Raw genomic sequence first — 13,560 nt, 5'->3', positions numbered from 1 at the left:
CGGGCAAAGGTTTCGTTTCCCAGGTTCAGAAGTTGGTGATCTCGACCTCGAGCTTGCGGAAGCCGTGGACGAAGTTCGCCTGGACCCGCTCGACGTCGCCCGCCACGTGCACCCGCATCCGGCGCTTGTGCATTTCTTCCAGCAGTATCTTGAGCTGCAATTCGGCGAGGCGCGCGCCGATGCAGCGGTGGATGCCGTAACCGAAGGAAAGGTGCCGCCGCGCGTTTTCGCGGGTGATGTCCAGCTTGTCGGGGTTGGCGAAAACCTCGGTGTCGCGGTTGGCCGAAAGATACCACAGGATCAGCTTGTCGCCGGTTTTCAACTGCTCGCCAAACAGCTCGTGATCTTCCGTCACCGTGCGCCGCATATGGGCGAGCGGGGTCTGGAAGCGCAGGCACTCCTGCACCGCATTGGGGATGAGGTCAGGATTCTGCTCGAACAGCTTGCGCTGGTCAGGGAAGCTATCGAAGGCATGGATGATCCCGCTCATGGTGTTGCGCGTGGTGTCGTTGCCGCCGACAATCAGCAGGACCAGGTTGCCCATGAATTCGCGCGGGCTCATCTGGTTCATGGCGGGCGAATGGATCATCATCGAGATCAGGTCCGATCCCGGTTCTTCCTGGCTGCGCTGCATCCACAGTTGCTGGAAATAGGCCGCCATTTCCTGCAGCACCATTTCCCGATCGTTGCCCAGCTCGGGGACCAGCGCGATTTCGGTATCGCCCGCCCAGTCGCTCCAGAAGGTCAGCAGGCGGCGATCTTCCCACGGGAAGCCGAACAGGATTGCCAGCATGCCGGTGGTCAGTTCGATCGAGACCTTGTCGACCCAGTCGAACACCTCGCCGCGCGGCAGGCTGTCGAGCAGTTCGGCAGTGCGTTGGCGCACCTCCACTTCCATCTTGGTGATCTCGCCCGGGGTGAACTTGGGCGCGACCGTGCGGCGCTGGCCGGTGTGCTTGGGCCGGTCCATCGCGATGAACATCGGCAGCTCGCGGCCTTCGACGCCTTCGTCACGCTCCAGAATGGTAATCCCGCCGTGTTCCCAGCTTGAGGAGTAAAGCTCGGGCAAGGCCTCGATGTGCTGGATCGCCTTGTGGCTGACCACGTTCCAGTAGGCACCGTAAGGGCTGTGCGGAACAAAGTGCAGCGGGCCCTTGGCACGCATCTCGGCGAAGATCGGCTGCCACCGGTCTTCGACATAGATGTCGCTGCGGCTGACATCGTAGGGATGCTCGTGCGGTGGCATCCCCTGCGGATTGTGGGCGAGAAAATCCTTCAGCGCCTGGTACGCGGATGGTTCAGTGCGCCATTGCGGCTTTTCCGGGGCGCCGGTTTCCGGGGCGATGGTGGCCATGCATTCTCTCCTGCTTCGCCCCCCTTGGCCGGGGAGTCGCTTGGGCAGGATTGCACCCGTTACTTACCGCAATGTCAATAGCCAGTTGCGATTCGGGACTTATGCCTTGGCCTTGCGGGCGAACCACGCCTTTCTGCCGGAGGTCCGCGGACCGGACTGCATCACCCGCCGCCGGAACAGGGTGGCCCCGCCCTTGACCAGGATGGCAACGAACAGCGCCTGCCAGGCCAGCGCCACCAAGTGGGGCCAGACCTCGCCGAACTGCGCTGCGCGGGCCAGCATGGCGAAGGGGGAGCTGAGCGGGAACACGGCTGCCGCCAGTTCCTGCCACGAACCAGGCCTGGCGAGGGCATAGCTGGCGAAGAAGAACACCATCAGCTGCATCATGGTGACCGGCATCGACAGCGTCTGCACCTCCCGCACGGTCGACGCCATGGCGCCGATGGTCAGGAACAGCGAGCCAAGCAGCAGGTAGCCCATGGCGAAATAGACCACGCCGAGCACGAAAAACAGTGGCCAGCCGACTGCCGGCTCGGTCAGCGTCCCGCCATCCACGGCACCGAGCGCGAAGGCTGCCACACCGGCCGAGCCCCAGACCACGATCCCGACAAAGGAGACCGCGAGCATGGCGAACAGCTTGCCCAGGAACACCGCATCCATCGGAATGGCAGCAGCCAGAACCTCGATGATCTTGTTGCCTTTCTCCTCGACCAGGTTCGAAAGAACCATTCCGGCCAGCAGCATGATCAGCAGGAACAGGAGCAGCTGCCCCGCCTGGGCGGTGCGGACCCGGTCAACCTTTTCGCTCGCGCCGCTGGTGGTCACGACCTGCGTGGCCAGTTCGGGAAAGGCGCGCGGGGCATTGCCAATGGCACTGGCAGCCACCAGCGCGACCCGGCCGCCCAGCCGGTCCACCTGTTCCTGCGTCCCGGCGAGACGCGGCTGGGCCGGTGTGCCGCTGACGATTGCGGCATAGTCACCCATTCGCGCTTCCAGCATTGCGGCGGCATCGAACCCGGCGTCGCGGTGCGCTTCCACCACCGGCTTCATCGCCGGCATGACCGGCCCCAGTTCATCGGCAAGCTGCCGGTGCGCTTCGAGCATGGCGGCCGTATCGGCCTCGTTCATGGCAATGCCCACTGCGCTGCTGGTCGCCTGCTGCTGGACTTCGCTGCCGATCCCGCCGGCCAGTGCGCCGACCATGACCGGGAACAGCGGCCCGAGCAGGAAGAAGATGAAGGCCCGGCTGAACAGGATGGCGACGAAATCACGCCGGGCGATGACGAAGGCGGCCTGCCAGATCGACAGCCGCGAACGGGCGGGCTGCGCGCTCATGCGGCGTCTCCTTCGCTGGTCCGGGCCATTTCCCGGGCGACCGCTTCCCCGGCAATGTGGACAAAGGCATCGTGCAAGCCAGCGCGTTCGATCGACAGCGACAGGATGCCTGCCTCGCCTTCGATCAGGGCGCGCAGCAAGGGCTCGATCCCGCTTTCCGGCAGGGAGAAGTGCCAGAAGTCCCCCTCGCGTCGGACATCTGCGGGCAGTGCCTCGAGCCAGCGGCCCTCGCGCATCCGGGTCTCCAGCCGCACCTGAGCCGGGATGCGGTCACGCGCGTCATCGACCTTGCCCGCAAAGGGCACCTTGCCGCCGGCAATAATCGCCACGCCTTCGCACAGTCGTTCGGCATGGGCGATGACGTGGGTCGAGAAGATGACGGTCGTGCCCTGCTCGGCGAGGCTGCGGATCAGCCGTTCCAGCTTGCCCTGGTTGATCGCGTCGAGCCCGCTGAACGGTTCGTCGAACACCACCAGCCTCGGCTGGTGCACCAGTGTGCCGAGCAACTGGACCGTCTGGGCCATCCCCTTGCTCAGCTGGCGGATCTGCTTGTCCGCCGCCTCGCCCATGCCGTGTCCTTCCAGCAGCTCCCGACCCCGTTCGCGGCCGACCTTGAGCGGCACCCCTCGCAGTGCACCCATGAACGCGATCGCCTCGTAGGCTTTCATCGAGGGGTAGAGACCCCGTTCCTCGGGAAGGTAGCCCACCAGCCGCGCAATATCCTGCGGATTGTCATGCCCCAGCATCCGACGGGTGCCTTTGTCCGGGTCGATGATGCCCAGCAACATGCGCAAAGTGGTGGTCTTGCCCGCGCCATTGGGGCCAAGAATGCCATAGATTGCCCCTTCGGATACGCTGATGTCGACCCCGTTGACCGCCGCCACGCCGTCAAACCGCTTGACCAGCCCGCGCGCCTCGATGGCGAGGGCGCGCCCGTCGGTTGCGGGAAGGGTGAGATCGCCTGTCGCCATATCCATGCTGCGCGGTTAACCTTGAGCGATGAACGAGGGCAATGCCAAACATGGTTAACAGCGCGGTAGCCGGGCAACTTGCCGGTGAACTCAAGCAGGAGGCGGCCCGGCTCGGGTTTGCGGCTTGCGGGATCGCGCCTGCCGCTGACGATCCCGTCCGCGCTTCCCGCCTGGCCGAGTGGCTCCAGCTTGGTCACCATGGCTCGATGGGCTGGATGGAGGATCGTGCCGAAGTCCGGCGCGGCCCGCAGGCCATGTGGCCCGAAGCGCGCAGCGTGATTGCGCTGGGCATGAGCTATGCTCCGACGCATGATCCGCTGGCCCTGGAAGCGCAACCGGACCGGGCGCGGATTTCGGTCTATGCTCAGGGGCGCGACTATCACGACACGGTCAAGAAGGCCCTGAAGGCGCTGGCCCGGTGGCTGGTTGCACGGGCGCCGGAGGCGCAACTGAAGGTGTTCGTCGATACCGCGCCGGTGATGGAAAAGCCGCTGGGGCAGGCAGCAGGGCTGGGCTGGCAGGGCAAGCACACCAATCTGGTCAGCCCGACGCACGGCAGCTGGCTGTTTCTCGGCGCGATCTACACCACGCTCGAGCTGCAGCCTGACAGCGAGCATCCCGACCGGTGCGGTTCGTGTACGGCCTGCCAGACGGCATGCCCCACGCAGGCCTTCCCCCGGCCTTATGTGCTCGATGCGCGGCGGTGCATTTCCTACCTCACGATCGAGCACAAGGGGCCGGTGCCGGAGGAATTCCGCGCAGCTCTGGGCAACCGCATCTATGGTTGTGATGATTGCCTGGCCGTTTGCCCGTGGAACAAGTTCGCCGATGCGGCCGCCCGACACATGGCCTTTCTGCCCCGGGCAGAGCTGGTGGCACCGCGGCTGGCAGACTTCCTTGCACTGGACGATGCGGGGTTCCGCGCCCTGTTTTCGGGATCGCCGATCAAGCGGATCGGGCGCGACCGGTTCGTGCGCAACTGCCTCTACGCAGCGGGCAACAGCAGCGATGCGGGACTGGTCGGCGCGGTTCAGGCGCTGCAAGCCGATCCTGACCCGGCCGTCGCAGATGCGGCGCGCTGGGCGCTCAGCCGGCTGGCAGTAGTTCCTTGAGCGGCACGGCTGCGTCGGCCAGCAAGGCCCGCTCGGGCGCAGCCCGCGCTTCCACCAGCTTGCGGCCCTGGACATAATCCTTGGTCATGTTGACGCAGTCGAGCGCGATCACCCGCGCCTGCTTCAGATAGACCACCGAGAACGACCGCGTGGCCGGGTCGCCCCGCACCACGGTTTCGTCATATCCCAGCGACAGCCCGGCCGTCTGCAGCTTGAGGTCATACTGGTTCGACCAGAACCACGGGAATGCCCGGTAGGGAACCTCCTCCCCACAGATGTGCTTTGCCGCAACGGTCGCCATGTCGTTGGCGTTCTGGACCGATTCGACCCTGATCACGGCCCCGTCGGCATAGGCGCTGGCATGGGCAGCGCAGTCACCAATGGCGTAGATATCGTCGAGAGTGGTGCGGCAATATTCGTCGACATCGATCCCGTTGGCCCCCGACGCTCCGGCGGAAATGAGGGGGCCGACGCTCGGGATAATGCCGATACCGACCACGACCATGTCGGCGGGGATGGTCTCTCCGGTGGAGAGCGTGACGCCGGTCACCTTGCCATTGTCGCCCACCAGCGCATCAACCCCGGTTTCCAGCCGGAGATCCACCCCGTGCGCCTGGTGCTCTGCCTCGTAAAAGGCGCTCAGTTCCGGACCGGCGACCCGGGCGAGCACGCGCGGCAGCATTTCCACCAGAGTGACGTCGCAATCGAACTTGCGCAGCACGGCAGCCGCTTCGAGGCCGATGTATCCGCCTCCGATAACCACTACGCGGCGCGCGCCAGCGGCCAGCTCGCGGCTCATGGCATCGACATCGGCACGGGTGCGCACGGCATGGACGCCGCCGAGATCTGCCCCCGGGCAGGACATGCGGCGCGGGTCCCCGCCGGCAGCCCAGATCAGCTTGCCGTAGCCAAGCGCAGTGCCGTCACCCAAGGTGAGGGTGTGCGCCGCGGCATCGATGCCGGTGACTTCCGTCTGGAGGCGCAGGGTGATCTGCTTGTCAGCCCAGAACTGGACAGGGCGGATGCAGATCCGCTCGAACGGTTTGTCACCGGCGAAGTATTCCTTCGACAGCGGCGGACGCTCGTAGGGCGGCTCGCTGTCGCGGCCGATCATCAGGATCGATCCTGCAAAGCCAGCCTGCCGCAGGGCAATGGCAGCCTGTGCGCCGCCATGCCCGGTTCCCACTATGATCACATCTGCCCGGTCCATGGGGCAAGCGGTTCGCCGCAAAACGGCGTGCCGTCAAGCGTTCAGCGGACCAGCAGGTTGCGCGCCATGCTGGCGATCTGGGCCAGCATGGCTGGCGCGACCGGCGTTTGCGACTGGGCCCGGCTGACCATTGTCCGGAACTGGCGGACTGCCGGCCCATGGTCTTCGGACCAGCGGGCGACCGCTTCGGCCAGGTCCTTCCTGGCACCCTTGCGAGCGGCCAGCCGCCGCAGCAGGTCGAGCCGCATCTGCTGGAAGTCGCGCGCCAGCCCGTCCACCAGCAGCCGTTCCCACACGTCGGACGGGTTCATCAGAGCGGCAGTCGACTGGGCCCAGTCGAGCCCGAGCGCCGCGCCAAGGGAGGTAAAGCCGCGGGTAAGTGCGACCGGATCAATGCCGGTCTCCTGCGCCAGCCGCGCCAGGCCCACCGAGCCATCGCAGTCGTAGAGCAGCGCCACTTGTGCCGCCAGCCGTTCGGGGGCGCCGCTGGCGGAGAAATGGTCGCGCAACCGCTTGGACTGGGTTTTCGATTCGGCCGACAGCAGGCCGTCTGTCGCTTCGGCCAGAATGCGCACGCCCTTGCCCAGGTCGGCAATCATCCGGCTCGGCGCGACCTGCCCGGCCGCGGTGCGCAGGACATCCGACATCAGGTTGCCCACCGCAGCGGCGAGCCGGTCGAACAGCATGAGCCGTGCTGCCTCGGGCATGGCGGTCGTTTCCAGTGACGACCACAGCTGGTCGAGTCCGAACAGCGATTCGACCGTCACGAAGGCGGCGGCAACCTGGCTCAGATCGACCCCTTCTTCTTCCGCCAGCTCGAACGGATGGATGATCCCCAGCCGGTTGACGATGCGGTTGGCCAGCTTGGTGGCGATGATTTCGCGTCGCAGGCGGTGGCTGGCGATCTGTGCCTTGAACTTGCTCCGCATCGGGGCCGGGAAGGCACCGAACAGAGTGCTTTCGAGCGCCGGGTCATCCGGCAAAGTGCTCGTTTCGATTGCATCCTGCAGGACCAGCTTGGACGACGAAAGCAGCACCGCAAGCTCCGGCCTGGTCAACCCTTGGCCGTCTGCTGCCCGCCGCTGCAGGGTCTGGTTGTCAGCCAGTCCTTCGGTCCGCCGGTCGAGGTTGCCGCCCGCTTCTAGCGTGTCGATCAGGTGCATCTGCGCAGCCATCGCACGCGGCCCGCCGGTTTCCGCGATCGACAGCGCCAGTGCCTGCAACCGGTTGTCCTCGAGCACGATCGCGGCCACTTCGTCGGTCATTTCCGCGAGCAGCTTGATCCGTGCCTTTTCGGACAGTTTGCCGGCGCGTTTTGCGGCGGCGAGCGCGATCTTGATGTTGACCTCGTTGTCGGAACAATCGACCCCGGCCGAATTGTCGATGAAGTCGGTATTGATCCGCCCGTTGGCGCTGAGGGCGAATTCGATCCGCGCGGCCTGGGTCACGCCCAGGTTCGCGCCTTCCCCGATCACCTTTGCGCGCACGTCAGCCGCATCGACCCGAAGGGCATCGTTGGCCGGATCGCCGACAGCGACGTTGTTTTCATGGTTGGCCTTCACATAGGTGCCGATGCCGCCGAACCACAGCAGGTCGACCGGTGCCCTGAGAATGGCGGAAATCAGCGTGTCGGGTTCGTAGTCGCCCGGCTCCAGCCCGAGTGCCGCCGCCGCCGCCTTGGGCAGCTTGATCGTCTTGGCGCTGCGCGGCCAGACACCGCCGCCCCTGGAAATGAGCGACTTGTCATAGTCGTCCCAGCTCGAGCGGGGCAGGGCGAACATGCGGCTGCGCTCTTTCCAGCTGGCCGCCGCGTCGGGATCAGGGTCAATGAAGATGTGACGATGGTCGAATGCCGCGACCAGCAGGATCGATTTCGACAGCAGCATACCATTGCCGAACACGTCACCGGACATGTCTCCGCAGCCCGCCACCCGCACCGGATCGCGCTGCACGTCGACACCCATTTCGAGGAAGTGCCGCTGGACCGAGACCCAGGCGCCCCTGGCGGTGATGCCCATCGCCTTGTGGTCGTAACCGTTGGATCCGCCCGAGGCGAAGGCATCATCGAGCCAGAAGTCGTGTGCTTCGGCAATGGCGTTGGCGATATCGGAGAACCGCGCGGTGCCCTTGTCGGCTGCAACGACGAAATAGGGATCTTCGCCATCGTTGATTTCGACATCGACAGGATGGACGATTTTGCCATCGACAATGTTGTCGGTGATCGAAAGCAGGGTGCGGATGAACACCTCGTAGCTCGCCTGCCCTTCAGCCGCCCAGCCGTCACGGTCGATCGCCGGGTGGGGCAGCTGCTTGGGATAGAACCCGCCCTTGGCCCCGGTCGGCACAATGACGGCGTTCTTGACCCGCTGGGCCTTCATCAGTCCGAGGATTTCGGTGCGGAAATCGTCGCGGCGGTCGGACCAGCGCAGACCGCCCCGGGCAACCGGGCCGGAGCGCAGGTGAATGCCCTCCACCCGGCGCGAATAGACCCAGATTTCCCGCCATGGCACCGGGCGGGGGAGGCCGGGTACCAGCGCGCTGTCGATCTTGAAGGCAAGGGCTTCCTCGCCCGCAGCGGCAAAGGCGTTGGTGCGCAGAATGGCTTCGATCAGCGCCAGATAGAGCCGGAGCAAGCGGTCGTCGTTGATCGCGGTAACGCGGGCAAGGCCCTGTCGGATGGCGCTGCGGGCCTCCCCGGCCGCTTTCTCGCGACCTCCGCCGAAGCCGGGCTCGTGCCGGGCGCGGAACAGGGCGATCAGGCCCCGGGTGACCTGCGGCGCACGGTACAGCGCATCGACCACGGTGTAGATGGTGTAACCCATGCCGGTCTGCCGCAGATAGCGATAGAACGCGCGCAGCCAGTCGGCTTCGCCGGCAGACAGGCCGGTTCCGGTCACCAGCCGGTTGAACGGATCGTTCTCGGCCTGCTGGTTGAGCACCGTGGCAATGGCCCGCTCGATTGTGTCGGCGCGCTCGAGCAATGGCGCTGCCGTATCTCCCGCTGGCAGGGCCAGCCGGAAATCGTGGATTGTCCCGAGTTTGCCCCCGGCCAGGCTGGTCGGGTTTTCCTCCAGCACGCGGAAACCAAAATTTTCAAGCGCAGGCACGGCATCGGACAGCGGCAGCGAACCTTCGTGTTCGTAGAGCTTGAGCCGCAGTTCCCCGGCATGGTCTTCCGGCAGGGTGAACAGGCGTGCCGCGCGGTGCGGGCCGGGGCGCGAGGCCTCGCCTTCGGCCAGTTGCGCATCGCGCAGCCGGCCAATGTCGAGCGCCGCTTCGCGCGGGCCGTAGTGCGCCCGGTAGCCAGTCGGGAAAGCGTCAGCGAACCGGTTGGCAAAGGCAGCGGCGCGGCCCTGCTCCATGGTCAGCGCCAGTTCCGATTCGACTGCCTCGCCCCAGCCGCGCAGCAGGGTCTGAAGCTGGCTGTCGAGCGCGGCCTCGTCGTGCCGGGCCTCGCGCTCGCCGCGCATGTCGAGCACGAAGCGCAGCATGGCGAGCGTGCTGCCTTCGACCTGGAGGCTCCAGTCCAGCAGGTCGGCACCGGTGCCCTGTTCGACCAGTTGCTGGATTTGCAGCCTGATCTGAGTCGAGAGCAGGTCGCGCGGCATCCACACGAAGGCGAACAGGTGGCGCGCCAGCGGCGCTTCGACCAGAGCCAGGCGGGGGCGGGGCCGGTCCACCAGGCTCATCATCGCGGTCGAAACCCGCTCGATGTCGCGGCTGGCAAAGCCGATGGTCAGGTCGTGCGGGAGCGCGGTCAGGGCATGGACCAGCGACTTTCCGGCATGGCCCGAGGGATCAAGGTCGAGCTTGTCCATCAGCGCAGCGACATGGGCCCGCAGCACCGGGACCTGGCCGGGTGACGCGGCCAGCGCCGCGCTGGTCCATACCCCGGCATGGATCGACAGCGCGGTAACCTTGCCCGCTTCGCGCACCGGGACGATGAACAGGTCCAGCGGTACGCGGCGATGCACCAGGCTGATCCGGTTGGCCTTGATGACAAGGAGATCGCGCTTTGCGCCCTTTTTCGGGTCATCGAACCAGTCGAAGGCGCGGTCACACGAAGCCTCGGCCAGAATGTCCCTCGCGCTGCGGCGGCACACGCCCAGCAGGGCGGAGTGGCTGCAATCGCGGTGCCGGGTCATGTGGCCGAGCTGTGTCAACATGCCGCCTTCAAGCCATTCGAGCAGGGCCGCAGCCTCGCGGTCGGCCATCCCGGCGGCGTCGGCCCGCATGGCCTCACGCAGTTTTGGCCAGTCGCGCACGGCCACGTGAACGTCGGCCAGCGCCTGGCGCAGCGCCTTTTCCAGGTCGCGCCGCAACCGGGCATCGACCCGGTCGGTTTCGAGATAGATCATCGATTCGGGCACAAGGCCGCTTCCGTCGCCGGCCTCTTCGCCGATGTCCTCGAGCGTGCCTTCGGCGCTGCGGCGGACAGCGACGACCGGATGGACCAGCCGGTCGATCGCAATGCCGTGGGCGGCGATGGTCGCTGCGACCGAATCGACCAGGAATGGCTGGTTGTCGTTCACCAGGGCAATCCGCAGCATCCGCCGGCCTTCGGTGGCAGACAGGAGACGGACCACCGGCTCGCCCGGTTCCCGCCGGGCGGCGGCATCGGCCAGAAAGGCGGCGGCATCGGCCAGTTCGGCCGGGTTGAACTGGGTATCACCGGGCAGGACGGCATCGCGCATCTGACCGGCGAGTGCCTGTGCCAGCGGATGATCGGGCGCCAGCCGGCGCTGTGGCACGGCATCGGATGGCTTGGCGGTCGAAGTCCGGCCCTTTGAAGACCGGGGTGAAGTGCCCTTGGTGGAAGCCATTCGTCCTGCTCCGCGGGGCCTGTGCGCCCTCATCTGTCGACCAGCACATTATTGCTGGACGCTGCAACAATACTGCGCCGATAGGCCTTCCCTTCCCTAAGGGCAAGCCAATGCGTGAGGGCCATCCATAGCAGAGGAAACCTTGCGGACGTAGCGGGTTGGCGTGGGTATTAACTCGCTAGCGCATCCACGGTCAGTTCCAGCGAGCGTATTCTCGCCTCAGGGTCGAAGGTGGACCCCGAGACGATGATCTCCTCCGCCCCGGTCCGCTCGACGAAGCGGCCGATGGCCTCGCGGACCGTGGCGGGCGCACCGATCGCACTGGCCTGGCCGAGATGGGCGAGCATGGCCTGCGCCGGTGCCGGGAGGCTGTCGCGATATCCCGCGACCGGCGGTGGCAGCTTGCCCGGATTGCCCGTGCGGAGCCGGACAAAGCTCTGCGCCTGCGAACTGGCCAGCAGTTCGGCCCCGGCGTCGGTCTCGTCACAGATGACCGACATGGCGACCATGACATAGGGTTCGGCGAGATCGGGCGAAGGGCGGAAATCGCGCCGATACAGCGCCAGCGCCGTATCGAGGTGGTCGGGCGCGAAATGGGCTGCAAAAGCATAAGGCAGGCCCATCATTGCGGCGAGTTGCGCACCGAACAGGCTCGACCCCAGCATCCACATCGCGACATCGGCGCCGTGGCCCGGCGTGGCCCGGATCGCCAGTTCCGGCTCGCCGGTCAGCAGTGCCCGCAATTCGGCTACGTCCTGCGGGAACGTCTCGGCCGCACGGTGCAGGTCCTTGCGCAGGGCGCGCTGCAGTTCCGGCCCGGCACCGGGCGCGCGGCCAAGGCCGAGGTCGACCCGGCCCGGGAACATCGCAGCGAGGGTGCCGAACTGCTCGGCGATCTGGAACGGCGTGTGGTTGGGCAGCATGATCCCGCCCGAGCCGATCCGGATCGACCGGGTCAGCGTGCCGATGTGGGCGAGGACGACTGACGTTGCACCGCCGGCAATCCCGTCCATCGCGTGGTGCTCGGCCACCCAGAACCGGCGGTAGCCCAAACGCTCGGCGGCCTGGGCCAGCGCGACAGTGGCGGCGAAGGCCTGCTCCAGCGTGCCGCCTTCGCGCACCGGGACCAGATCGAGGACGGATAGCGGGATCATTCCCCCGTACCTGCGCGATATATTCGGCCGCCGTCAAGGCGGCAGGGGTGCCGGGCGCGGACTGGAGCACGGATTGCCAGCTGCGCAGCGCCGCTTCATCCCGGCCCGCCAGCGCCGCGATGACCCCGGCCTCAAGCCCGATTTCCGGCCCAATCGGGCGCAGGATCGCGGCGCGTTCGATCTGCGCCTGAGCCGCGTCAAGCTGGCCCATCCTGCGCGAGAGGGTGGCGGAGAGCAGCCAGGCCTCGTCGTTGTCCGGGTCGGCGGTGCGAGCCTGCAGGAGCGCTTCGGCAGCGTCATCCTGCCGTCCGAGCGCAACCAGTGCGCGCGACCGGTCGATGGCGATGGCCCCGGCCAGTTGCCGGTCGCTGCCCGGGTCAATCCGTGCGAGTTCATCCAGTGCGGCCTGGGCGCGGCCTGCTGCGAGTTCGGCGGCAGCGGTCGCCAGCCCCAGGCGCGCGCCATAGGCTGCCTGATCGGATGGCAGGGCCTCTCTGGCATTCCTGAACGCGTCGGCCGCTTCCGGCCACCGTCCCAGCTCGGCCTGGGCAAGGCCCAGGCAGTGCCCGGCAATGGCCCGGTCCAGTCCGGCGGCCCGGTCGAACCGGGCCTGCGCCTCCAGCAGGACGCCCTCGGCATTCCCGGCCACCCGGGCCCTGCAGGACTGGACCGGATCGCTTTCGACAATGGCCAGCGGCGGGCGCTGCCGTTCCCGGTTCAGCCGGCGCTGCTCGACGAGTTCCTCGGGCACGGCCGGGGGAAGGGCCAGGGCCGGGTTGGGCCCAACCTGCATCAGCAGGGGAAGGATCAGGCTGGCGATCAACATGGGCGGTGGCTCACAGGTTTTCGATGGTGCGCAGCAACAGGGCAATGTCCTGCTCGCGCGACAAGCGGTGATCCCCGTCCTTGACCAGCGTGACCTGTACCGCGTCTGAAAGCAGCGCGTCGGCCAGCCTGAGGCTCGTTTCCCATGGCACGTCCGTGTCGCACTGGCCGTGGATCAGGCGGACCGGGCATTCGATCAGGATGGTGCGGTCCAGCATCAGCCGGCTCTGTGCGTCGCACCAGAACGTGGCGTGGGTGGGGGTCGGTTCCGGGCCATAAGGGTTGTCCTCGAACACCGTCTCGCCCTGTTCGAGCCGTGCCTGCTGAGCTGCGTCATACCCCCATTCGGAAAAATCCGGCGCAGCGGCAATTCCGATCAGGCCGGCAACCCGCTGACCCAGCGCTTCTGCCACCAGCAGCATGAGCCAGCCGCCCATGCTGGAGCCGATCAGCACGACCGGCCCGTCAACCAGTGCCTCGACGAGGGCGATGACTTCGTCAGCCCAGCGCGTGAGCGTGCCCTCGGCGAAAGTGCCATCGCTGAGGCCGCACCCGGAGAAGTCTAGGAGCAGGCAGGCGCGGCCCCGTGATCGGGCGTGGTCGAACACCGCAGTCGCCTTGCCGCCGCTCATGTCGGACATATAGCCGGGCAGGAACACCAGGGTCGGGCCGGTGCCGGGTATATGACGGTAAGCGATCCGGCGCCCATCGGGCAGGGTGTGGAAACGGTGCGCGCTCATCCTGCTGCCATGCCCCTGCCCGGCGGTCGATGGCAA

Annotated in this window: 9 protein-coding genes; 2 read left to right on the top strand and 7 right to left on the bottom strand. The window is 66.8% G+C overall.

Annotation, left to right across the window (positions count from 1 at the left end):
• Positions 1-25: 25 nt before the first annotated feature.
• The 3 genes from U4960_RS00755 to U4960_RS00745 form a co-directional block, all read right to left on the bottom strand.
• Positions 26-1,354, bottom strand: a complete 1,329-nt coding sequence (locus tag U4960_RS00755; RefSeq protein WP_324261708.1) for a cytochrome P450 — start codon at positions 1,352-1,354, stop codon at positions 26-28.
• A 99-nt stretch (positions 1,355-1,453) separates the two neighbouring features.
• Positions 1,454-2,689 carry an ABC transporter permease gene (locus U4960_RS00750; RefSeq protein ID WP_324261707.1) on the bottom strand — a complete coding sequence of 412 codons (1,236 nt, stop codon included), beginning with the start codon at positions 2,687-2,689 and terminating at the stop codon, positions 1,454-1,456.
• The gene (locus tag U4960_RS00745) at positions 2,686-3,666 is read right to left on the bottom strand and encodes an ABC transporter ATP-binding protein (RefSeq protein WP_324261706.1); all 981 of its coding nucleotides are present in this window, start codon (positions 3,664-3,666) and stop codon (positions 2,686-2,688) included. Before U4960_RS00745 ends, U4960_RS00750 begins: the two co-directional genes overlap by 4 nt.
• A gap of 44 nt (positions 3,667-3,710) precedes the next feature.
• On the opposite strand from U4960_RS00745, the gene queG reads away from it, so the two are divergent.
• Positions 3,711-4,772, top strand: a complete 1,062-nt coding sequence (gene queG / locus U4960_RS00740; protein WP_324263146.1) for a tRNA epoxyqueuosine(34) reductase QueG — start codon at positions 3,711-3,713, stop codon at positions 4,770-4,772.
• Here the strand turns inward: queG and U4960_RS00735 are convergent.
• The 3 genes from U4960_RS00735 to U4960_RS00725 form a co-directional block, all read right to left on the bottom strand.
• Positions 4,747-5,982 carry an NAD(P)/FAD-dependent oxidoreductase gene (locus U4960_RS00735; RefSeq protein ID WP_324261705.1) on the bottom strand — a complete coding sequence of 412 codons (1,236 nt, stop codon included), beginning with the start codon at positions 5,980-5,982 and terminating at the stop codon, positions 4,747-4,749. The genes queG and U4960_RS00735 overlap by 26 nt on opposite strands.
• A gap of 41 nt (positions 5,983-6,023) precedes the next feature.
• Positions 6,024-10,805: an NAD-glutamate dehydrogenase gene (locus U4960_RS00730; protein WP_416379084.1), complete on the bottom strand. Its 4,782-nt coding sequence runs from the start codon at positions 10,803-10,805 to the stop codon at positions 6,024-6,026.
• A 170-nt stretch (positions 10,806-10,975) separates the two neighbouring features.
• On the bottom strand, positions 10,976-11,959 hold the full coding sequence (locus tag U4960_RS00725; protein WP_324261704.1) for an LLM class flavin-dependent oxidoreductase: 984 nt from the start codon (positions 11,957-11,959) through the stop codon (positions 10,976-10,978).
• Between the two features lie 73 nt (positions 11,960-12,032).
• Here U4960_RS00725 and U4960_RS00720 point away from each other — a divergent pair, with 73 nt between their 5' ends.
• Positions 12,033-12,869 (top strand): hypothetical protein, encoded by an 837-nt coding sequence (locus U4960_RS00720; RefSeq protein WP_324261703.1) that lies wholly within the window; start codon positions 12,033-12,035, stop codon positions 12,867-12,869.
• On the opposite strand, the gene U4960_RS00715 is transcribed toward U4960_RS00720, so the two are convergent.
• Complete coding sequence (locus tag U4960_RS00715) at positions 12,796-13,524, bottom strand: alpha/beta fold hydrolase (protein ID WP_324261702.1); 729 nt, start codon at positions 13,522-13,524, stop codon at positions 12,796-12,798. The genes U4960_RS00720 and U4960_RS00715 overlap by 74 nt on opposite strands.
• Between the last annotated feature and the right edge of the window lie 36 nt (positions 13,525-13,560).

The sequence above is a fragment of the Altererythrobacter sp. H2 genome, from assembly GCF_035319885.1.
Taxonomy (GTDB): Bacteria; Pseudomonadota; Alphaproteobacteria; order Sphingomonadales; family Sphingomonadaceae; genus 34-65-8.
The sequence above is the reverse complement of the archived record's forward strand: the minus strand, read 5'-3'. Positions and strand labels throughout refer to the sequence as shown.

Bases quoted from the DNA above. Each gene is read 5' to 3' on its own strand.
- U4960_RS00755 (WP_324261708.1), bottom strand. From the start codon at position 1,354: ATGGCCACCATCGCCCCGGAAACCGGCGCCCCGGAAAAGCCGCAATGG.
- U4960_RS00750 (WP_324261707.1), bottom strand. From the start codon at position 2,689: ATGAGCGCGCAGCCCGCCCGTTCGCGGCTGTCGATCTGGCAGGCCGCC.
- U4960_RS00745 (WP_324261706.1), bottom strand. From the start codon at position 3,666: ATGGATATGGCGACAGGCGATCTCACCCTTCCCGCAACCGACGGGCGC.
- queG (WP_324263146.1), top strand. From the start codon at position 3,711: ATGGTTAACAGCGCGGTAGCCGGGCAACTTGCCGGTGAACTCAAGCAG.
- U4960_RS00735 (WP_324261705.1), bottom strand. From the start codon at position 5,982: ATGGACCGGGCAGATGTGATCATAGTGGGAACCGGGCATGGCGGCGCA.
- U4960_RS00730 (WP_416379084.1), bottom strand. From the start codon at position 10,805: ATGGCTTCCACCAAGGGCACTTCACCCCGGTCTTCAAAGGGCCGGACT.
- U4960_RS00725 (WP_324261704.1), bottom strand. From the start codon at position 11,959: ATGATCCCGCTATCCGTCCTCGATCTGGTCCCGGTGCGCGAAGGCGGC.
- U4960_RS00715 (WP_324261702.1), bottom strand. From the start codon at position 13,524: ATGAGCGCGCACCGTTTCCACACCCTGCCCGATGGGCGCCGGATCGCT.